The organism is Sphaerisporangium dianthi, assembly GCF_042654065.1.
In the GTDB taxonomy this organism is placed as follows: domain Bacteria; phylum Actinomycetota; class Actinomycetes; order Streptosporangiales; family Streptosporangiaceae; genus Sphaerisporangium; species Sphaerisporangium dianthi.
The window spans coordinates 1-20,592 of record NZ_JBHSFP010000018.1 but is presented as its reverse complement, the minus strand read 5'-3'; the positions used below and the strand labels follow the sequence as shown (position 1 = coordinate 20,592).

At 73.3% G+C, this 20,592-nt stretch carries 15 protein-coding genes; 8 read left to right on the top strand and 7 right to left on the bottom strand.

From position 1 onward, the window contains the following. Positions 1 to 9: 9 nt before the first annotated feature. Entirely contained in the window at positions 10 to 1,233 is a 1,224-nt protein-coding gene (locus tag ACFO60_RS24040) for an MFS transporter (RefSeq protein WP_380843685.1), read from the bottom strand. A 135-nt stretch (positions 1,234 to 1,368) separates the two neighbouring features. On the opposite strand from ACFO60_RS24040, the gene ACFO60_RS24035 reads away from it, so the two are divergent. After that, positions 1,369 to 2,118: an ArsR/SmtB family transcription factor gene (locus ACFO60_RS24035; RefSeq protein ID WP_380843684.1), complete on the top strand. Its 750-nt coding sequence runs from the start codon at positions 1,369 to 1,371 to the stop codon at positions 2,116 to 2,118. On the opposite strand, the gene ACFO60_RS24030 is transcribed toward ACFO60_RS24035, so the two are convergent. After that, positions 2,072 to 3,190: a hypothetical protein gene (locus tag ACFO60_RS24030; RefSeq protein ID WP_380843682.1), complete on the bottom strand. Its 1,119-nt coding sequence runs from the start codon at positions 3,188 to 3,190 to the stop codon at positions 2,072 to 2,074. The two genes, ACFO60_RS24035 and ACFO60_RS24030, sit on opposite strands and share 47 nt — an antisense overlap. Before the next feature lie 735 nt (positions 3,191 to 3,925). On the opposite strand from ACFO60_RS24030, the gene ACFO60_RS24025 reads away from it, so the two are divergent. Beyond that, positions 3,926 to 4,732: a putative protein N(5)-glutamine methyltransferase gene (locus ACFO60_RS24025; protein ID WP_380843931.1), complete on the top strand. Its 807-nt coding sequence runs from the start codon at positions 3,926 to 3,928 to the stop codon at positions 4,730 to 4,732. On the opposite strand, the gene ACFO60_RS24020 is transcribed toward ACFO60_RS24025, so the two are convergent. The 3 genes from ACFO60_RS24020 to ACFO60_RS24010 all read right to left on the bottom strand — a co-directional run bounded on the left by ACFO60_RS24020 (position 4,726) and on the right by ACFO60_RS24010 (position 7,923). Next, a complete protein-coding gene (locus tag ACFO60_RS24020) occupies positions 4,726 to 5,688 on the bottom strand; it encodes a serine hydrolase domain-containing protein (protein WP_380843680.1) in 963 nt (320 codons plus the stop codon). The two genes, ACFO60_RS24025 and ACFO60_RS24020, sit on opposite strands and share 7 nt — an antisense overlap. Positions 5,689 to 5,866: 178 nt before the next feature. Further along, positions 5,867 to 6,535, bottom strand: coding sequence for a response regulator (locus ACFO60_RS24015; protein WP_380843678.1), 669 nt, complete (start codon positions 6,533 to 6,535; stop codon positions 5,867 to 5,869). Continuing rightward, positions 6,532 to 7,923: a sensor histidine kinase gene (locus tag ACFO60_RS24010; RefSeq protein WP_380843676.1), complete on the bottom strand. Its 1,392-nt coding sequence runs from the start codon at positions 7,921 to 7,923 to the stop codon at positions 6,532 to 6,534. Before ACFO60_RS24010 ends, ACFO60_RS24015 begins: the two co-directional genes overlap by 4 nt. Before the next feature lie 232 nt (positions 7,924 to 8,155). Here ACFO60_RS24010 and ACFO60_RS24005 point away from each other — a divergent pair, with 232 nt between their 5' ends. The 5 genes from ACFO60_RS24005 to ACFO60_RS23980 all read left to right on the top strand — a co-directional run bounded on the left by ACFO60_RS24005 (position 8,156) and on the right by ACFO60_RS23980 (position 14,814). Then, positions 8,156 to 9,283, top strand: coding sequence for a hypothetical protein (locus ACFO60_RS24005; RefSeq protein WP_380843674.1), 1,128 nt, complete (start codon positions 8,156 to 8,158; stop codon positions 9,281 to 9,283). Positions 9,284 to 9,387: 104 nt separating this feature from the next. Further along, the gene (gene cseB / locus ACFO60_RS40850) at positions 9,388 to 11,451 is read left to right on the top strand and encodes a two-component system response regulator CseB (protein WP_417765085.1); all 2,064 of its coding nucleotides are present in this window, start codon (positions 9,388 to 9,390) and stop codon (positions 11,449 to 11,451) included. Between the two features lie 157 nt (positions 11,452 to 11,608). Then, positions 11,609 to 12,889, top strand: a complete 1,281-nt coding sequence (locus tag ACFO60_RS23990) for an ATP-binding protein (protein WP_380843672.1) — start codon at positions 11,609 to 11,611, stop codon at positions 12,887 to 12,889. Between the two features lie 217 nt (positions 12,890 to 13,106). Further along, entirely contained in the window at positions 13,107 to 14,078 is a 972-nt protein-coding gene (locus ACFO60_RS23985; protein WP_380843670.1) for a hypothetical protein, read from the top strand. Between the two features lie 178 nt (positions 14,079 to 14,256). After that, positions 14,257 to 14,814, top strand: a complete 558-nt coding sequence (locus ACFO60_RS23980) for a hypothetical protein (protein ID WP_380843668.1) — start codon at positions 14,257 to 14,259, stop codon at positions 14,812 to 14,814. 206 nt (positions 14,815 to 15,020) lie between these two features. Here the strand turns inward: ACFO60_RS23980 and ACFO60_RS23975 are convergent, their stop codons facing one another. Next, positions 15,021 to 16,541 (bottom strand): MFS transporter, encoded by a 1,521-nt coding sequence (locus ACFO60_RS23975; RefSeq protein ID WP_380843666.1) that lies wholly within the window; start codon positions 16,539 to 16,541, stop codon positions 15,021 to 15,023. Between the two features lie 79 nt (positions 16,542 to 16,620). Then, positions 16,621 to 17,295, bottom strand: a complete 675-nt coding sequence (locus tag ACFO60_RS23970) for a TetR/AcrR family transcriptional regulator (protein WP_380843664.1) — start codon at positions 17,293 to 17,295, stop codon at positions 16,621 to 16,623. Between the two features lie 584 nt (positions 17,296 to 17,879). On the opposite strand from ACFO60_RS23970, the gene ACFO60_RS23965 reads away from it, so the two are divergent. Further along, positions 17,880 to 20,592 (top strand): type I polyketide synthase (locus ACFO60_RS23965; protein WP_380843662.1); only part of this gene is annotated, 2,713 nt, incomplete at its 3' end.

The following is a 20,592-nucleotide window of genomic DNA, read 5'->3' as shown; positions in this document are numbered from 1 at the left end:
GCTCACGGTTCAGGGGCGGCGGGTGCGGACGGCCCACCGGGCGAGAGCCGGGACGGGCAGGGAAAAGGACAGGAAGACGGCGGCCATCAGCAGCCAGCCCCATGCCGCGAGGCCCGTGAGCGCGAGGGTGAACACGGCGGGCGCGAACATCTGCACCGTCGCCGTCGCCGCCTCGGAGGCGCCCTGGTAGGCGCCCTTGGCGTCCTCGCGCATCAGCTCCACCGACAGGCCCCAGCCGCCGCCGACGTACCCCAGCTCGCCCGCCACGTGGAACAGCGCGGCCAGCGTCACCACCCCGATCGCCACCGCGCCCGCGCCCCCGGCCGTGGTCGCCAGCAGCACGCAGCTCGCGGCCAGGAGGGCGCCGGCCCAGACGACGGTGCGCGCGGCCTGGACGATGGTGGCGGTGAACCTGGTGACGAAGACCTGCGACGCGGCGATGCCCACCGAGCTGATCACCACGACGGCGCCGCTCAGAGAGAGTGGGAGCCGCGTCGCGTTCGCGATCCACAGGGGCAGCCCCGTCGAGAGCATCGCCCAGCACAGCGACAGCACCGACGTGGCCCCGATGACGGCGAGATAGGGCAGGTCGCGCAGGACGACCCTGATCCCCGGCCGGCGCTCGCGTGCCGGACGCGCGCGCGGCGGCGGGGCGACGGTGGCGGTGAGCGCGGCCAGGACGGCGAAGCTGAGCGCGTTGCCGCCGATGGCGAGCAGGTAGGCCTGCGGCCGGTCCGCCGCCAGCACCACCGCGCCGGCGGCGGCGCCCAGCGCGTACCCGGCATGCTGGGCGACCCGCTGCCGGGCGAGGGCCCGCACCCTGCCCTCGGTGCCGGTGACCAGCCCCGCGACCAGGGCGGTCCTGACCGCCGAGGCCCCGTTCGCGGGCGCCACGAAGACGACCGTGACCAAGACGATCGCCCACGGCTCGCTGACCAGCGTGTACGCGGCCATGGCGGCCCCGCGCAGGATCGTCGCCGCGACCAGGACGGCGCGCGGGTCGTACCTGTCGGCCATGGCGCCGAGCGGCATCGCCATCAGCAGGCCCGCGCCGCCGGCAGCCGCCATTGCCAGCCCGACCAGGGCGGGCGGCAGGTGCAGGATCCGGGTGAAGTACAGCGCCCAGATGGTGAACCACAGCCCGTCGCCCAGCGCCGAGACGCTCCTTCCCCACAGGAGCCGCCGCAGGCCGGTGGCCTCGGGGGCCGTCTTCCTGCTGAGGGTCACCACCATCCACCCGACCACCTTTCACGAGTAACTTAATGGTGAATGTACCGACGTGATCTCGCCCAGGCAACCATCATTCACGACACCGTGAAGCTTGCTAGCCTGTGAAGGCGACGCAACAGAGGGAAAGGAGACCGGCCGATGGGCGAATGGATCGACGCGCGCGAACCGGTGCTGGGCTCGGCCATCTCTCTCGCGCGCGAGCTGGCCGACCCGGTGCGGCTCACCGCGCTCCAGCTTCTCTCGGCCGAGGGCCCGCACACGCTCAGCCAGCTCGCCGACGTCCTCGCCATCTCCGCTCCGCGCATGAGCAACCACCTCGCCCGCCTGCGCGCCGCCGGGCTCGTCACCGTCGAGCACACCGGCCGGCACGCCGTCTACCGGGTGGCCTCACCCGGCCTCGGCGACGTGCTCACCGCGCTGGCCCGATACGCCCACGCCGATCTGGCGGTGCGTCCCGGCCGCCCACGGGCCGCGGACGACATCGCCCACACCTGCTATGACCACGCCGCCGGTCTGCTCGGCGTGTCGGTCTTCGCCACGCTCGTCGAGCGCGGCGCGCTGCGCCCCCCGGACGGACGCGACAGCGCGCTCACGCTCGGAGCCGGCGCCGCCTTCTTCGCCGACCTCGGCGTCGACGTGGCCGCCGTGGACACCCGCCGCCGCAAGCTCGCCACCGCATGCCTGGACCGCACCCACCGCCTCCCTCACCTGGGCGGCGTGCTGGGCAAGGCGGTGCTGGACGCCTTCGTCGCGCGAGGACTCATCGAGCCTCGCGAGGGCGCACGCGAACTCGCCGTGACCCCCCTTGGCGACTCCGTCCTGCCGACCCTCCTGCCCGGCTTCACCTCAATGACGGCGACTCCGGCGGTGTCCGCGCCGGCGCCGTGAGCCGCGCCGCAGCGACCCGCCTGGCCGCGAGCAGGAGCAGCGCGAGCGCGCCCAGCACCAGTGCCACCTGCGCGAGCAGATTCGCCGTGCCCGCGTTCCCCTCGAAGTACAGCAGCAGGAAACCGAGCCAGGCGTACGTCAGCAGCGCTCCACCGCCGAGCGCCAGCCGATGGGCGTCGCCCCAGCCGGCCCGTCCCGACCAGCGGGCGACCACGACGGCCGTCAGCGCGATCAGGCCGGCGCCGATCACGACACCCCACCAGCTCTCCGGCCGCGCGGCGAACACGCTCGCCGTGACGAACGCCGCCGGGCCCACCAGCCACGGCCCCGGCGCCCGCCGCACGCCACCACCCGAACCCGCGCCAAGGCCCACCCCTGAGCCCACTCCGGAGTCCTCCCCAGAGCCCACTCCGGAGTCCGTCCCAGAGTTCACTCCGGAGTCCGTCCTGGAGCCCGCGCCTGGGCTCGAGGGGTGAGCCGGCGGGGCGGAACGCCGTCCGGCGGCGAACGCGACGCCGATCAGCGCCACGATGACGGCGGACGCGCCGGCCACCTGCGGCACCGCCGCGACGAAGGTCGTCCTGTGGTCGGCGGCGATGACGGCGGAGCCGACGACGAACAGCACGCCGGTCACCGCGAGGCCGGGAACACCCAGCCAGGGCCGCGTCCGGCGAGCGGGGACGATCGACTCGACGAGCAGGACGGGCACGCCGATGCTCCAGACCGCGTGGCCGACGACGAAGGTCAGCGCGTAGTGGGCGCTGATGCCGAGCACCGGAACGTGCGCGACGCTCTGGAAGTCATAGCCCTCGTCGAAGGACGGGTTGAACAGCGACTGGTCGAGCAACCCCGCCTCCAGCAGGCCGTACGCCGCGCCGAGCACCAGGATCGTCGGCCAGCCGCGCCCCGCACGGCGGGCCACCTCACGGATCAGGAGGGCTCCGCCCCCGTACATCGGCGCGAGGATGAGCACTCCTGCCAGCTCTGACGGCGGGATGTTGCCCAGCAGGTACTCGGCGACCAGCGGCGCCAGGAAGAACAGCCCGACGGCGGGCGCGACGCGTCTCAGCATCCGCGGACGGCGGGTGGCTGCCGCACCGGAGGCGGTCATGCGGGCGAGGTGGCACGGGACAAGGGCAACGAGGTGTCGCGCATGATCCGACACTAGACACCGTCACGACGGGGCTGATCGGCCATCGGCATCGCCCGCCGCGACGGACGTACCCGCCGTGCCGTCCCCACTCCGACCAAAGTATCGCCCGTTCACAGCCCCGCCCACCCGCCGGAGCCGGCCCAAGTCGGCCGTTCACAGCCTCAACGGCCAGCCGGAGTCGTCCGTTCACGGCCTCCCCCGCCGGCTGGAGGCGGCCGGCGACGTTCGTTCACGGCCTCCCCCGCCGACCGAAGTCGGCCCTTCACGGCCTCGCCCGCCGGCCGGAGGCGGAAGGGGCCGAGACGTCACGCCCGCCGGACGGGCAAGGGCTTCTCGATCCCGCGATGGCGGGGCTTGGGACGACGCATATAGTGGTGCCGTCCCAGCAGTGGACCGGACCGAGGAGGTGAGACCCATTACCGCTGTATCAGGTTGGGTGCTCCCTGCTCGCGATCGAGCGATCCGAACGGCTTAGATGACCGAGGGAGCGCCCGCGAGGCATCCCGAAAGGCTCTCATGTCGGCTTCACCATCGCCCCGTCCCCACTCCTCCCCGACCCCCTCCACTCCCTCGGCCGGCGCCGCGCTTCCTTCCGCCGACCTCGCGACCTCCGCGGACGGCCACGTGGTCCGCGCGGACGGGGCCGGGCTTCCCATGTCGGCCGTCGTCGACAGGCTGCGCGCCGCGGGGTGCGTGTTCGCCGAGGACGAGGCGCTGCTGCTCGTCTCCACCGCCCCCTCAGCCGCCGACCTCGCCTCCATGGTGGAACGGCGCGTCTCCGGCCTTCCGCTCGAACACGTCCTCGGATGGGCGGAGTTCTGCGGCCTGCGGGTGGCCGTGGACCCCGGCGTCTTCGTCCCCCGCCGTCGCACCGAGTTCCTCGTCCACCAGGCCGTTCCCCTCACCGGGCCGGGGTCGGTCGTCGTGGACCTGTGTTGCGGCTCGGCCGCGCTGGGCGCGGCGCTGGCCGTGCTGGGGCGGCCCGCCGAACTGCACGCGGCCGACATCGACCCGGCCGCTCTGGCCTGCGCCCGCCGGAACGTCGCCGCCGTCGCCGACCGGCTCCCCGGCGGTGGCCGGGTGTACGAAGGCGATCTCTACGCGCCCCTGCCCGCCGGGCTGCGCGGCCGGGTGGACGTCCTGCTGGCCAACGTGCCGTACGTGCCGACCGAGCAGATCGGGCTGCTCCCCGCGGAGGCCCGCCTGCACGAGGCGCGGGTGGCGCTCGACGGAGGCGCGGACGGGCTGGAGGTCCTGCGCAGGGTGGCCGCCGGCGCGCCGCGTTGGCTGGCTCCGGGCGGTCACCTGGTGTTCGAGACCAGCGAACGCCAGACACCGCAGGCCGTCGAGACCGTGGCCGGGGAAGGGCTGATCCCCCGGGTCGCCACGTCCGAGGAGTTCTCCGCCACCGTCATCGTCGCCGCCCGGCCACGGGACGCGTCCGCCGGTGATCGTCAGTGACGGACGCCGGGGAGGATCACCTCGTCGATCACCACTGAGGCGGTCTGGTCGGGCACGTCGTACTGGCCCGCGGTGACGGCGGCCACGAGGTCCAGCGGTGGCGACACGTAGACGCGCTGGCCGCCGTTGCCGAACCCTCCGGACCAGTTGTCGCCCATGTACCACTGGTAGCCGTAGTGGAAGCCATCGTGGATCCGCACGTGAGGACGCAGCGCCACCTCCAGCCAGGACGCGGGCACGACGTCCCGCCCGCCGTCCAGGACCAGCCGGCCGATCTCGAGCAGGCCGCGAGGGGTCAACCGCAGCCCGGAGGCGGCCAGGGCCGCCCCGTCGGCGCCGGTGGACCACTCGGAGGATGTGATGCCGAGCGGCTCCAGCAGCCTCGCACGCGCGTAGTCTTCGAGCTTCGAGCCGGCGCCCTTCTCGATGAGCCTCCCCAGCAGCGCCGACGCGCCCCCGCAGTAGGACCACCGGGAACCCGGCTCCTCGACGACCGGCCTTTCGAGGATGTACCGGTAGCGGTCGGGGGCCATTTCCATGGCGATCTCGCTGTTGGCCGGGCTCGTGTAGGGCACGTCCTCGTTCCACTCCAGCCCGAGCGTCATGGTGAGCGCGTGCTCCACCGTCAACGCGGCGCGCCGGGGGTCTTCGGCGAGGTCGGCGTACTCGGGGAACGATCGCAGCAGCGGCTCCTGCGGCGCGGGCACCCGGTCGTCGGCGAGAGCGATGCCGTACAGCAGCCCGACGACGCTCTTGGTGACCGAACGGAGGTCGTGGAGCGTGCTCGGCGTGAAGCGGACGTGCCCCAAGGGCGTGTTCAACATGTGGTCCTCGCCCTCGCCGTAATGCTCCAGGACCACCTGGCCACGGTGGACGGCGACGACGCCATGGAGCCCCGGCACCCGGTTCCGCTCGATGGCCTGGGCGAGGCGACCGGTGAATGTCTCATTGCTCATCGAGCTGTTCTACTCAATTTCGGCACACGCTGACCAGCCGGACCGGCGGCCCTCCCGCTCACCCGCCGCGCCCGCGCGTCCGGCATCCCAGGACCCTGACCACCCCCGCGCCGGTCGGCACGGCGCCCCGTCGAGCCGGCCGCCCGCCGGAGCGGGTGATCCCGCCTCTCGCCGCCCGTCAGGCGACGCCGGGCTCGATCAGGCCGGCCTCGTAGGCCAGGATCACCGCGTGGACCCGGTCCCGCAGGAGCAGTTTCGCCAGGATGTTGCTCACGTGGGTCTTCACCGTCTGCTCGCCGATCACCAGGCCGGCCGCGATCTCGGCGTTCGACCGTCCGCGGGCCATGAGTTGCAGCACCTCGCGCTCCCTGGCGGTGAGCGTCTCCAGGGCGGCGGGAGCCTTCTCGGGCGGGCGCGGGCGGCGGGCGAACTCGCCGATGAGCCGCCTGGTGACCGAGGGGGCGAGCAGCGCCTCGCCCGCCGCGACGACGCGCACCGCGTTGACCAGGTCGTCCCGGCGCAGGTCCTTGAGCAGGAAGCCGCTCGCCCCCGCTCTCAGTGCCTCGAACACGTAGTCGTCGAGGTCGAACGTCGTGAGCATCAGCACCTTCACCGGGTACGCCACTCCCGGTCCCGCGAGCCGGCGGGTCGCCTCCAGCCCGTCCATCCTGGGCATCCGGATGTCCATCAGCACCACGTCGGGACGGAGCCGGCGGGCGACCGCGACCGCCTCGGCGCCGTCGGCCGCCTCGGCGATCACGTCCATGTCCGGCTGCGCGTCCAGGATCATGTGGAAGCCGGCCCGCACCAGCTCCTGGTCGTCCGCCACCACGATCTTGATGCTCATCGGGTCCCCCCGATCGGCAGCCGCGCCACCACGGTGAAGCCTCCGCCAGGGGCGGGCCCGGCGGTCAGCTCGCCTCCGAACAGCTGAGCCCGCTCGCGCATGCCCACCAGGCCATGACCACGCGTGCCGTTCGCCGCGTGGTGCGCGACCTCCGGCCCCGGCACCGCCTCCCCCACCGGCGCGTCGCGCCGGCCCGTCGCGGCCTTACCCATCGCCACCCCCCATCCGTCCGGAACGGCCATGACCGCCGCCACTCCCCGCCCGTCCGGCACGGCCATTCCCGCCGTCACCTCTCGCGCGTCCGGTGCGGGAGCCAGGGCCGGCCCGTTCCGGTTTTGATCGCGGGGGCCGGCGTCATGGATCTCGACGCGGACTTCCCGGTCGCCGTAGCACAGCCGGACGCGCGCGCGTGCCGGGCCCACGTGCTTCCGCACGTTGGTCAGCGCCTCCTGGACGATGCGGTAGGCCGACAGGTCGACTCCGGCCGGCAACGGAACCGGATCGCCCTCGATCTCCAGCACCGCCTCCAGGCCGGCCAGGCGCACCTGCTCGACCAGGCCGGGGAGCTGGGCCACTCCCGGTTGCGGCGCGAGCCCGGCGTCCTTGTCACCGGTCTCTTCGCGCAGCACGCCGAGCAGGCGGCGCATCTCGACCAGCGCCTGCCGTCCGATGCCGGAGATCGTGTCGAACGCCCGCGCCGCCGCGAGCTCGTCGCGTTCGGCGGCGACCGGGCCCGCCTCGGCCTGCACCACCATCATGCTGACGTGGTGGGCGATCACGTCGTGCAGCTCGCGCGCGATGCGGGCACGCTCGGCCGTCACGGCCCGCCGCGCTTCGAGGTCCTGCTCGCGTGCCAGCCAGGCGGTGCGCGCCTCCAGCTCGGCGGTGTACGCGCGGCGGATGCGGGCGCTGTCGCCGAGCACCCAGGCGCTGCCCAGCGCCAGCGCGCCGAAGGCGAAGTCCAGCAGGTCGCTGTCGGTCGCCGGGTAGACGGCGACGGCCACGACGGCGGCCCCGCTGATCAGGCCGACGACCACCGACCTGCGGCGGTCGTCGCACCACGCGGCCATGCTGTACATGGCGACCAGACCGCCCAGTGGCACCGAGGTGACCAGGTCGGGCAGGGGCGTCGCCCCGTACACCCCCGACGCCACGCCGGCCGCCAGGTTGGCCCAGAACGGATGACGCCGGCGCCACACGAGCGGCACGTTGATCAGCAGGATGAGCACCACCGCGGCCGTGCCCGGCGGCGGCAGGTGCTCGGCCCGCGTCTGGAAGGCGAGCGCGAGCAGGGAGACGGCCGCGAGCACCCCGCCGAGTGACGCGTCCGCGGCCAGCGGGTGCGTCTTGGCCCACGCCACGGGGTTCGATGATCGGCCGGTTCCCATGCCGCCAGTATCCGTCCTCGCGACCGCGCCGGGCCTCCCCCGCCAGAGGGATCGGCGGACGTCCCGGCACGCCCGCGGCGTCCCTCCGGCGGGGGAGGGCGGCGGGCGGCTCCCCGGCGCGGGGGAGCCGGAAGTTGGGGAGCGCGGGGGATCCGGGCGCGGGGGGCCACTGCCTACCGTCCGGAGTGTCCTCGGCGTCCATGCCGTCGCCGTACTCCTCAAGGAGGCTCCGATGTCCACCGCGATCCCCCGGCCGGTGCCCGCACGCACGCCGGAAAAGCCCGTCACCTCCCCTCCGCCCGCGAGGCGCGCGGACCGGGCCCCGGCGGCGGGGCCCCGCACGCCGGGCGTGCCGGCCGCCTTGGGGACGTCGTCGAAAGGGTCGCCTCGGATCGCGGTGCGGGAGCTGCTCAGGGCCGTCCGGGTCTCGGCGCGGAGGGCCTGGGACGAGGCGCCGGGAGACCGGCGGCTGATGTACCTCACCGGCGCGGCGCTGGCCGCGGCGGGACTCGTGCAGGCGGGCATCTGGGCCGTGACCGGCGGCTCGGCGTCCGGTCCGCTGTCCTGGCGCAAGCCCGTGACCTTCGGCCTGTCGTTCGGCGTGACCACCGTCACGCTCGCCGCGGTCGCCGCGTACCTGCCGATGCGGCGCTGGATCGGATGGGTGCTGAGCATCCTGCTGTGCGCCTCCACCGCCATCGAGGTGATCTGGGTGAGCGTGCAGCACGCCCGCGGCGTCCCCTCGCACTTCAACGGGACGAACCCGCTGGACGGCGCGCTGTTCACGGCCGCGGGGATCACCATCGGCGTCACCATCCTCGTCATGGCGGTCATGACGGTGCTGTCCTTCGTCCGCACGACGGCGCCCGCGCCGATGGCGTGGGCGATCAGGGCGGGGCTGGTGGCTCTGCTCGCCGCGCAGGGAGTGGGCCTCTGGATGATCTTCCACGGCGAGGCGCTGCTGGACGCCGGAGCCGACCTGCTCACCCGGTCGATGACCACGTACGGCCTCGCGGGGGCGATGAAGTACGCCCACGCCGTCCCCATGCACGCCATCCAGGTCTTCATGGCGCAGGCCTGGCTGCTGGGACTCTCGGGGGTGGGCCGGGGCCGGCAGGCGCGGCTGGTCGCGGCGGCGATCGCCGGGTACGCGTCCCTGTTCGCGGTCGCGCTCCTGCGCACCGCCGCCGGGCTGGCGCCGTTCGACCTCAGCGCCTCCACGCTGATGTACCTGATCCCTGCCGTGCTCCTCGCGGGCTCGGGCGCCGCCACCCTGGCGCACGTGTACCGCGCGCTCGCCGGCCCGAGGAGCGGAGCGCCCACGCGCGCGATCACCGAAGCGCAGCCGATACACAGCTGAGCCGTCGCTGACGTGCCGCCACGACAGTGCGGACATGTGCCCCGTCCAGGGTTGCCCTGGTGGGCCGGTACGGCGCACCGGTTTCTCCCCAAGGTGGTCCAGCGATGTCCTCCCTTTCCGCATCCGGCACGTCTTGCGCGCCCCGCCCGCCGGCGCCCGTCCCCGCCGCACGAACCCGGCCGCCGGCCGGGCTGACTCCGCGAGGCACAGCCGGGCGGGTCCGCGAGGCGGCCGGACGGGCTGCGGAAGCCGCCGCGCCGGCACCGTACGCGCCGCCGCGTACCGTGTGGGCCGACGCCGCCAAGGGCGCGTGCATCCTCCTCGTGGTGCTCTGGCACGTGATCACCAAGGACTACCTGCGGATCGGCTGGCACCTCGGCGTGCCCATCCCGGGCCTGTGGGGCCTGGCGGGGAACCAGCTCCTGACGCTGCGGATGCCGCTGTTCTTCACGATCTCGGGCATGTTCGCCACCGGCGCCTTCCAGCGCCCCTGGCGCGTGGTCGCGCGCTCCCGCATCGTGCGATTCCTGTACCTGTTCGTCCTATGGGTGTCGATCCACACGGTGCTGCTCGATCTGGCGCCCGGTTTCGACACGGCCGGCGCGCACGACCTCGCGGAGTTCGCCGGGCAACTGACGATCAACCCGCCGAACCTGTGGTACCTGTACGCCCTCGCGCTCTACTTCACGGCCGCGAAGGCCCTGCGCCGGCTGCCCCCGCCCCTGGTGATCGCCGCCGCCCTCGCCCTGTCCGTCACCGTGTCGGCCGGGATCGTGCCGGCCGAGGGAAACCGCGCCTCGCTGCTGCAGAACCTGGTGTTCTTCCTGGCCGGGCTGCACCTGCGCCCGCGAGCCGAACGGCTCGCCGCGACCACGGGCGGGCGGCGGACCCTGCTGATCGGAGCCGGGTACGCGCTGGCGCTGACCGCGATGACGGTCACCGGCGCGCAGCGCCTGCCCGGCGTCTGGACGGCCGTCTGCGGACTGGCCACGGTGTTCGGCGTGTCGGCCGCTCCGCTGGTGGCCGCCGTCCCCCTGATAGGCGACGGCCTGGCCTGGCTGGGTCGCCGTACCCTGCCCGTGTACCTGATCCACATGCCCGTGCTCGCCCTGCTGCACCAGGCTCTCGCCGCACCGCTGTCCCACGCGGGGCCGCAGGCGCGGTTCGTGCTCGCGGCCGTCCACCCGGTGCTCATGACCGCGGTGATCGTGGCCGTATGCCTCCTGACGGAGGCCGCGCTCCGGAGATCCCGGGCCGCCTGGCTCTTCGACCTGCCCGCGTGGATCTCGCTCCCGCCCGGCCGGCGCGGCTTCGAGCCGGTCAGGGGCCCGGCCGGGCGGCTCGACGCGCCGGCCGACTCCGCGGGCGGCTATAGGTTGGAGGAGATGTCCGATTCAACTGCGCACGGGGGCACGTCCGAGCCGGTCACGATCCTCCTGGTCGAGGACGACGAGGTGATCCGCAAGACGGTGGCGATGGCGCTGGAGCGCTACGGCTACCGGGTGAACGTGGCGGCCGACGGCCTGACCGCGCTGGAACTGTTCCGCGAGCGGCGGCACGACCTGCTGCTGCTCGACGTGATGCTGCCCGAGCTGGACGGCATCGGCCTGTGCCGGAAGATCAGGGAGACGAGCCTCGCGCCCATCCTGATGATGTCGGCGCGCGGGGACGCGCTCGACGTGGTGGCGGGCCTGGAGGCCGGCGCCGACGACTACGTCGTCAAGCCCGTCGAGATGTCCGTGCTGGTGGCCAGGATCCGCTCGCTGCTGCGCCGCGCCACCTTCGCCCCCGCCCCAACCCCCGCCTCTGCCGCCGTCCCGTCCGCGGACGCGGGCCTCACGCCCTCCGCCGAACCGGCGACGGACGGCGCGTCCGCCCCCGTCGACCTGCTCGTGTTCGGTGACCTCGCCATCGACACCGGCGGCCTCGCCGTGTTCAGGGCGGGCGAGCAGGTCGCGCTGGCGCCCACCGAGCTGCGGCTGCTGCTGGAGTTCGCGGCGCATCCGGGGATCGTGCTGGACCGGCAGACCCTCCTGCGCAACGTCTGGGACTACGGGTGGGACGGCGACAGCCGCGTCGTCGACCTGTGCGTGCAGCGGCTCCGCAAGAAGATCGGGGCGGACCGCGTCGAGACGGTCCGCGGGTTCGGCTACAAGCTGCGGCGCTGAGATGGACGACGCCGTCGCGCGCGGAGCACACGTCCCGCCGAACCCGAGCCCGCCGAACCCGGATTCCCTGACCCCGAACCCGCCGAGCCTTGGCCAGAGCCGGCCGAACACGATCCCTCCGGCTTCGAGCACATCGGGCAGGTTCAGTTCGCTGAACTTGAGCTCGCTGCGCTGGAAGATCGCCGCGCTGGTGGCCGTGGCGTCCTGCGCGGTGGCGCTGGTCGTCGGGCTGCTGGTCCACCGCAGCACCTTCGACCGCGCCCTCGACCTGGGCGAGAGCCGGGCCGAAGTCGCGCTGCTGTCCGCGATGGACCCCCACCAGCGCACCGGGCCCGGCTCCGACGCCGGCGTGGTCGAAACCGCGGAGATCCCTCCCGGCCTGGCGCGGCTCCTGCCGTACACCGAAGAGGTCAGCACCTGGTACGACGATCGCGATCCCGGCATCCCGTGGATGTGGGCGGCTCAGCGCTCCGGGGGACGCACCTTCGCCGTGAAGATCGACATGGGGCCCGACATGCGCAGCCTGCGCGCCCTCGACCGGCACATCGTGATGGCCTCGCTCGCCGCGCTCGCCGTCGTCGTGCCCGCGGCCGCGCTGGCGGCCGAGCTGCCCAACCGGCGGCTCAGGCGGGTGGCCCGCACCGCGCGCCGCATCGCCGCCGGAGACCTGGAGGCCCGGACCACCGGACGCGACCACGGCGGGAACGCCGAAGCCGCGGCCGTGCTCGCCGGCCGCCGAGGCGACGAGATCAGCGAGATCTCCGCAACCGTCGACCTGATGGCCGACAGCCTGCGAGATCGCCTGCTCAGCGAACGGCGCTTCACCGCCGACGTCGCCCACGAGCTGCGCACCCCCTTGATGGGCCTGGTCACGGCCGCGGGGCTGCTGCCGGAGAGCGAGGCGACCGAGCTGGTCAGGGACCGGGTCCGGGTGCTGCGGGTGCTGGTCGAGGACCTGCTGGAGATCTCGCGGCTGGACGCGGGCGTCGAACGCGCCGACCTCGCACGGGTGCCGCTGGGCGACGTCGTCGAAGAGTCCGCGGCCCGCACGGGGCTCCCCGCGCGGATCACGGTCACGGGCGCCGCCACGGCCGAGACCGACCCGCGCCGCCTCGACCGGATCATCTCCAACCTGCTCGTCAACGCGCACCGCCACGGCCGCGCGCCGGTCGAGATCACCGTGGAAGGGACGTCGATCGTCGTACGCGACCACGGCTCCGGCTTCCCCGACGCCGTGCTCGCCTGCGGGCCACAGCGGTTCCTCACCGGCGCGGCCGAACGCGGGCACGGGCACGGCCTGGGCCTCACCATCGCGCTGGGCCAGGCCGGCGTCATCGGCGCCTCGCTCGCCTTCGCCAACGCCCCCGACGGCGGCGCCGTCGCCACCCTCCGCCTCCCCGACCTCCGCCGTCTCCCGGACACCGGCACCGCCGGCTGACCACCCCGAGCGATGCGTGCCCCTCCGGGCCGCCGCAGGCAGGGGGGCGGGCCCGGACACCGGCCGGCGAAGCGTCGTGCGACCTTCGCCGCCTCACGGACAGCCCGTCATGCACTACTCTCTCGCCGGATCGATCTGCTTTGCGAGACCGGAAGGCGCCATGGCACGGATCTCCAGAGCATGGACGGGACGACCTGCACCGCTTCGTTTCGGCGCGGTGCTCGCCACGGCCGGCCCGGTGATCGCGGCGCCCTTCGGGGCGGACATGCGGAGCACCGGATGGTTCTGCCCCCTGCCCGTCTCCTATCCCTACTCGCCGCAGAGGGTGCTCGTCGAGGCGCTGTTCTGGGCGAGGCCGCTGCTGCCCGTGGTCGTGGCCTGCCTGCTGCTCCGATGGCCGGGCAAGGCCACCGGCGCGTCCGTCTGCGCCATCGGCGCCGCGCTCGCGCTCGCCCTGGTCACGGTGGCCGGCATGCCGGGCACCGATCCGTGCACCGGCACGGACCTCGCGTTCTCTCCGCCCTGGATCTTGATCGCCTGCTATGCGGCCGCCGTGGTCTCACTGATCGCGGCGGCTTCGTCGCCACCTCCACCGGCGAGGCGCGGAGTCCTCCTCTGGGTGCCCGCCGCCGCGGTCGCGGGGTGGACGGCGGCGGCCTGCCGGACACCCGTGATCGACGTCGGCCCTTTGGTCGCCGGCGTCGTCCACACCCCGGACACGCCGCTGGACGTCGTGTGGCTGTGGGCTTCCACCGCCGACGTGGCCGGACTGCCGGTGGTCATCGTCGCGCTGGCCGCGGCGGCCACGGGAACCGTCTCGGCGCGGTGGGGACGTCTCGCCGGCACGGCGGCCGGGGTCTTCTTCGTCCTTCTCTCCCTGCGCGTCCTTCTCTCCCTGCACGACCTGGTGTGGATCGTCGGCTACCTGGCCGACGACCTCGCCGAACTCCCCCGCGAAGTGCACTGGCATCTCTTGCTCGCCGCCGCCCTCACCGTCGTGGCCACCGTCCGCGCGTACCGGGCACCGGTCGCCACGACCGATGCCGGCTCCACACCACCAGGCGAACGGCTCGCAGGCCGGGCGGCCCGCGCCGCCGGGGCCGTCCGCCGGCGCAGGGACCTCGCCATACTGGTCGTCGTGGCGATCTCGGCCGCCTGGCTCGTCGTCTCCTCCTTCACCGGACCTTGATCTCCTCCCCGGCCTGAAGCGGCCGAAGAAGGTCACGGCCGACGATCCCCCGCGGGCCGGCTGGTACGGGCCCGGCGTGATCGGGATTCCGCCGAGCGGCGGCGGCGCCGCGTGAGTCATGGCGAACATCCGCTCTCGTCCGCCGAACAAAGTGCCGGGCGGCGCACTCTCATAGGGCATGAAGTCTTCTCCGAAGCAGCCCGGAACCCTCGGCGCCCTCGCCCGTGCCGCGACGGTCACCGCCGCGCTCACCGCGACGGTCGCCGCCGCGCTCGCGACCGGGACGCTCGCCGCCGACGCGGCCGCACTCCCGCACTTCAAGCAGCCGAAGGTGTTCGGCACCTCCTTCCAGACCGACCCGCGTCACGACTTCACGAAGAGGATCAGCCCGCGGCACGACGGCATCCTGCGCGGCTGGGTGACCTACTACAAGGGCGGCGTGGCCGAGTACACGCCGATCAAGTGGGTGCGGGACAAGACCGGCAACACCGAAGGGCACTTCGCCGGCCCGTCGGAGGGCGACGTGACGGCGTACGCCTCACCCGTGTCGTCGAAGGTCGCCTTCTACAGCGCCACCGGCTGCGAGGGCACCGAGATGACCGCCCGCCGCGCCCTTGGCGTCGAGCGCTGTTCCCGCAAGGTGCTCCTCGCCCGCCTGAAGCACGACCGGCGCCCCGCGCTCATCACCGTCTACCAGGGCAAGATCGTCAAGTTCCAGGAGATCTACACCCCCTGACGGTGGTCACCGCCGGGGCCGGTCGGAGGGGTGACCGGCCGCCGGCCGGAACGACGGAAGGCCGCTCCCGGTGAGACTGGGAGCGGCCTTCCTACGCGTGTCCGAGGGTTCCGGCTCAGGCCCTCCGCACGCCAGGGCCGATGTGAGCCCGGCCCTGGACGGCGTGCACGACGGGCCTGCGCGAACTGGAGTCGTACGGACTCGGATCAGTGGGCGAGCACCGGGACGGCCGGGGCGTCCTCGTGACCGTCCTCGCCGGTCGAGGCGGCGGGGCGGCGCCCCTGGTGGCCGCTGTCGACGAGGGTCAGCACGATGGCCGCGGCCAGGACCAGGATGCCCACGGCCCACCAGATCGCGGTCGCGTAGCCGTGCACCGCCGCCTCGTTGGCGAAGGCGGCCTTGCCGAGGGTCCGCGCCTGGGCGGCGTGCGAGGTGACCCAGCCGGTGACGGCGCTGGCGGCGATGGTGTTCAGCAGGGCGGTGCCGATGGCGCCGCCGACCTGCTGGGAGGTGTTGACCATCGCGGAGGCCACACCCGCGTCGCGCGGCTGCACCCCGAACGTGGCCAGGCTCATCGCCGGCATGAAGGCCGTGCCCATGCCGAGGCCGAGCAGGACCTCCGCGGGAAGCACCAGGCCGGCATACGAGCTGTCGACCTTCATCTGGGTGAGGATGAGCATGCCGACGGCGGCGACCAGGAAGCCCGGCACCATCAGCAGCCGCGGCGGGACGCGGGTCATCAGGCGGGCGCCGATCTGCGTCGAGCCGGTGACCATGCCCGCGACCATGGGCAGGAAGGCGAAGCCCGTCCGCACCGGCGAGTACCCCTTGACGGCCTGCAGGTAGTAGGTCAGGAAGAGGAACAGGCCGAACATCGCGATGATGGCCAGCCCCAGGGACAGGTACACGCCACCGCGGTTGCGGTCCATCACCACGCGCAGCGGCAGCAACGGCGCCTTGACCTTGCTCTCGACCAGCACGAACGCGACGAGCAGCACGACGGCCGCGACGAACAGGCCGATGGTCACGTTCGCCGTCCAGCCGTCGGACTCGGCGCGGGTGAAGCCGTAGACCAGGGAGACCAGGCCGAGGGTGGCCAGAACGACGCCGGGGACGTCGAGGCCGCGCCCGTTGTGGGTCCCGGCGGGCTCACGGATGACGAGGAAGGCGCCGACGACGGCGAGGACGGCGAAGGGGATGTTGACGTAGAACGTCCAGCGCCAATCGAGGTACTCGGTGAGGAAGCCGCCGAGGATCAGGCCGACGGCGCTGCCGCCGCCCGCGATGGCGCCGTAGATGCCGAACGCCTTCGCCCGCTCGTGGGCCTCGGTGAACATCACCGCGAGCAGCGACAGGGCGGCGGGCGCCAGCAGCGCGCCGAACGCGCCCTGGAGCGCGCGGGCGCCGAGGAGCATCGCCTCGTTGCCGGCGGCGCCACCGATCGCGGAGGCCAGGGCGAAGCCGATCAGGCCGGCGATGAAGGCGCGCTTGCGGCCCCACAGGTCGGCGATGCGGCCGCCGAACAGGAGCAGTCCGCCGAACGCCAGGGCGTAGGCCGTGATGACCCACTGGCGGTTGGCGTCGGAGATATGGAGATCCAGCTGCGCGGACGGCAGGGCGATGTTCACGATCGTCGCGTCGAGCACGACCATCAGCTGGGCTATGGCGATGAATCCGAGGGCTTTCCAGCGCCGGGGGTCCGGCTGGACCTGGGCTGTTTCAGACATGCGTTAACTCACTTACGGTGCAGAAATGCCGAATTGGCAGGTGAGGGGCAGAGAGCGATCTGTTGCCGGAGCAGGGATCTCAGGCGGTCGGCGTCGTGGTCGGTGGCCGCCGATTGAGGTCCTCGAAGGTCGCGCCGGCTCCGGGGAGGATGGAGCGCGCCGGAGCACGGAGTCCGTCGAGGAAGAGCTCCAGATGACGATCGACGAACCTGTCGAGGTTCAGGCATCCGGAACCCGGCAGCGGCCGGGTGAGCTGGGAGAGTGCGATCAGAATGTCACCGGGGGTCACGTCCGGGCGCAGGAGGCCCGAGTCGCGCCCCCGCTGCACGATGGCCTCCACGGCCCGTTCGAGACGGGCGCGCTCTGGGGCGAGCGCCGAGGCGATTCTCTCACAACCGTCGGAAAAAATCGGACACAGGGCCCCAATTCGCTCTTCGGTGGCGCCGTGCACGAAACGCCGCAGCGCCTCGAACGCGTTCGGCTCCTCGGCGAGCGCCGACTCGGCCAGCTTCAGGATGCGGTTCATGACCTCCAGGGTCACCTGGCGGATGAGCTCCGGGCGGTCGGCGAAGTGCCGGTAGATCGTGGCGTTGCCCACTCCGGCCCGCCGCGCGATCTGGTCGAGAGTCACCTCGGCTCCGTACTCCACGAACGCCTCACGCGCTGCGGCCACGATGCGCTCCCGGTTGCGTGACGCGTCCGCCCGCAGCCGCTGAACATGGCTCCGCTCGGCGGTCGTGCTCACGGCCCCCACAGCGGTGCTCCCTTCCGTCCTCTGCCGCGAACCGGGGAGAGACTCCCCGGTTCCTGAGACCTACGTGCAAACGGGGAGGACGTCCCCGGTTATTTCGGACACCCTTGTGAACTGCGTCACATGTCCGCAACCCTGCCGCCCCAGCGCCACCCCCACGGCTCCGGGACGCGTGCAGGCGTTCGGTCGTCCGGCGCCGCCGTAGATCTTTCGGTATCTCACCATCTCGGCCCGGGCGACGCCGGCGACCGAAGCCCGGCCGCCCGGCTCCCGCCGCGGTGCGGCATCTCCGGCCGCGAACGGGGTAGGGCGTATCCGCCGGGCGCCGGACGGTCTTCGCCGCTTCCGGCGGCGCCCTCGTGGAGGGCGGATCACGATCCAAGGACAGACTGCGGTCCAGCCATGCGGCGGCGTCGCCGCGACGCCGCACCGGTGATCTGAGGCGGAATTCTCCGCACGTTCGCGCAGGTCAGACATGATCGGTTATCGCCGCAGCAGGTGAATCGCGCTTTTCACCTTGCTTGCCAGAAATCTGGACTCCCGTTTACATTTCAATAAATGATGGTTGAGCGTAGGCGAGGTCAGCTATGGACCGGCTCAACGAAAGATCGGGAAAACCGGCGGGAATCGCGATCACCGGCATCGCCTGCAGGTACCCGGGGGCCCACGGGCCCGAACAATTCTGGCGGTTGCTGATGGACCGCAAGGACGCGGTGGGCGCCGCACCCGGCGAGCCCCTTCCCGGCACGGGCGCCGGGACCCGGCACGGCGGCCGGCTCACCGCGATCGACGGCTTCGACGCCGCCTTCTTCGACATGGCGCCCCGGGAGGCGCGTCTGGCGGACCCCCAGCTCCGGCTCTTCCTGGAGGCCGCGTGGGAGGCGATCGAGGACGCCGGTCTGAGCCCCGAGCGGCTCGCGGGCAGCCGGACGGGCGTGTTCGTCGGCCAGGCGACCTCCAATTACTGGGAGATGCTCTGCCGGCACACCGATCCGGACATCTACGGCCTTGTCGGCAGTGAGTTCCGCGCCTCGCTGCCCGGCCGCGCGTCGTTCCACCTCGACCTGCGCGGCCCGAGCGTCTCGGTGGACACGGCGTGCTCGGCGTCCCTGACCGCCGTCCACCTGGCATGCCAGAGCATCCGGCTCGGCGAGTCGACCACGGCGCTGGTCGGCGGCGTCAACCTGGCGCTGCTGCCGCACGAGGGCCTGGCCTTCTCCGACGCGGGCATGCTGGCGCCCGACGGCCGATGCAAGTTCGGGGACGCCGGCGCGGACGGCTTCGTCCGCTCCGACGGGGTGGGGGTGGTCGTTCTCAAGCCGCTGCCCACCGCCGTCGCCGACGGCGACCGGGTGTACGCCGTCATCCTCGGCAGCGCGGTCAACAACGACGGGCGCAGCAACGGCCTGTTGATGACGCCGAGCGTGGAAGGCCAGGAGCACATGCTCCGGCAGGCGCTCGACGCCGCTCAGGTGGAGGCGGGCGACGTCGGCTACGTCGAGGCGCACGGGACCGGCACGCGGGTGGGCGACGCGGTGGAGCTCGCGGCCCTCGGCCACGTCCTCGGCGAGGGACGGCCGCCCGGGCGTCCCTGCCTGGTGGGGTCGGTGAAGTCCAATATCGGGCATACCGAGGCCGCCGCCGGCATCGCCGGCCTGATCAAGGCGGCGCTGTGCGTGCACCACCGCACCGTCCCGCCGACGCTGCACGTTCGCGAGCCCAACCCGGCCTTCCCGTGGGAGGACTCCCCTCTCGAACTGCCCACCGAGCCACGACCGCTCACCGGGCCGGACGCGGCGGTGGCCGGGGTCAGCTCGTTCGGCATCTCTGGGACGAACGTCCACGTCGTGCTGGGCGAGCACGCCGCCCGGACGGAGCCATCGCCCGGCGGCCCTCTTCCCGTCACCGGAGAGCATCTGCTCACGCTGTCGGCGCGGTCGCCCGAGGCACTGCGCGAGGCGGCCATGGCGGCCTCCGGCTTCCTGTCGCCCGGCGGCGGCGGCCACGCGTCCGATCTGGCCGACATCTGCGACACGGCGGCGATGCGGCGCAAGCATCACGAGCACCGCCTGGTGGCGATCGGCTCCGGCCACGACTCCTTGGCCGTCGCCCTGCGCGCGTACGGGCGGACCGGCGCCGCGCCCGGCGTGGTCGGCGGGAACGACGACGAACCGGCAGGCCGGGCCCGCATCGCGTTCGTCTTCCCCGGGCAGGGGTCCCAGTGGCAGGGGATGACGCGCGACCTGCTGTCCTCGTCGGAGGTCTACCGGGACGCCTTGCGGCGCTGCTCGGAGGCGGTCGAGGCCGAGACGGGCTGGTCGGTGCTGCGAAGGCTCGAGACGGGATCTCCGCTGTCCGGCGCGGAGGAGATCCAGCCGGCTCTGTGGGCGGTCGAGGTGGCGCTCGCCGCGCTGTGGCGCTCCCTCGGCGTCGAGCCCGACATCGTGATCGGGCACAGCATGGGCGAGGTGGCCGCGGCCTGCGTGGCGGGCGGCCTCGGGCTGACGGACGCCGCCGCGGTCATCTGCCGCCGCAGCGGGCTCGCCCGGCGGATCAGCGGCCGGGGTGCCATGATCTCCGTGGCGCTGCCGGAGGCCGCGGCCGAGTCGGCGCTGGCCGGGTACCGGGACAGGGTCGCGGTCGCCGCCGTCAACAGCCCGTCCTCGACGATCCTGTCCGGCGACCCGGCGGCGCTCCGCGAGATCACCGAGGCGTTCGACCGGCGCGAGGTCCACCATCGCGCGATCCAGGTCGCGTTCGCCTCGCACAGCCCGCAGGTGGACGAGCTCGGCGACGATCTGCTGCTGGCGCTGCGCGATGTGCGGCCGTCCGCCGCGCGGGTGCCGATGTGGTCGACGGTGCTGGACGAACCGGCCGACGGCGCCTGCCTCGACGCCGGCTACTGGGTGCGCAACCTGCGCGAGCCCGTGCGGTTCGCGTCCGCGGTGAAACAGGTGGCGGGCGCGGCCACCACCGTGTTCGTGGAGATCAGCCCGCACGCCGTCCTCACCGGCGCCGTGCGCGAGTGCCTGCGCCACCACCGGCTGGCCGGCACGGCGGCGGCGTCGCTCGGCCGCGACCAGCCCGCCTGGCCGCGGCTGCGCGAGTCGCTCGCGGCGATCCACATCGCGGGCGGGCGGGTCGACTGGCGGCGGCACCACCCGGGCGGGCGGCCGGTGCGGCTGCCCTCCTATCCCTGGCAGCGCGAACGGTACTGGTACACCGACTCCCCGCCCCGCCCCGCCGCCCCCGCCCCGTCCACGGCCGGCCCCGCCGCGGACGCCGCTCCGTCCACCGCCG

Bases quoted from the DNA above. Each gene is read 5' to 3' on its own strand.
- ACFO60_RS24040 (WP_380843685.1), bottom strand. From the start codon at position 1,233: ATGGTGGTGACCCTCAGCAGGAAGACGGCCCCCGAGGCCACCGGCCTG.
- ACFO60_RS24035 (WP_380843684.1), top strand. From the start codon at position 1,369: ATGGGCGAATGGATCGACGCGCGCGAACCGGTGCTGGGCTCGGCCATC.
- ACFO60_RS24030 (WP_380843682.1), bottom strand. From the start codon at position 3,190: ATGCTGAGACGCGTCGCGCCCGCCGTCGGGCTGTTCTTCCTGGCGCCG.
- ACFO60_RS24025 (WP_380843931.1), top strand. From the start codon at position 3,926: ATGTCGGCCGTCGTCGACAGGCTGCGCGCCGCGGGGTGCGTGTTCGCC.
- ACFO60_RS24020 (WP_380843680.1), bottom strand. From the start codon at position 5,688: ATGAGCAATGAGACATTCACCGGTCGCCTCGCCCAGGCCATCGAGCGG.
- ACFO60_RS24015 (WP_380843678.1), bottom strand. From the start codon at position 6,535: ATGAGCATCAAGATCGTGGTGGCGGACGACCAGGAGCTGGTGCGGGCC.
- ACFO60_RS24010 (WP_380843676.1), bottom strand. From the start codon at position 7,923: ATGGGAACCGGCCGATCATCGAACCCCGTGGCGTGGGCCAAGACGCAC.
- ACFO60_RS24005 (WP_380843674.1), top strand. From the start codon at position 8,156: ATGTCCACCGCGATCCCCCGGCCGGTGCCCGCACGCACGCCGGAAAAG.
- cseB (WP_417765085.1), top strand. From the start codon at position 9,388: ATGTCCTCCCTTTCCGCATCCGGCACGTCTTGCGCGCCCCGCCCGCCG.
- ACFO60_RS23980 (WP_380843668.1), top strand. From the start codon at position 14,257: ATGAAGTCTTCTCCGAAGCAGCCCGGAACCCTCGGCGCCCTCGCCCGT.
- ACFO60_RS23975 (WP_380843666.1), bottom strand. From the start codon at position 16,541: ATGTCTGAAACAGCCCAGGTCCAGCCGGACCCCCGGCGCTGGAAAGCC.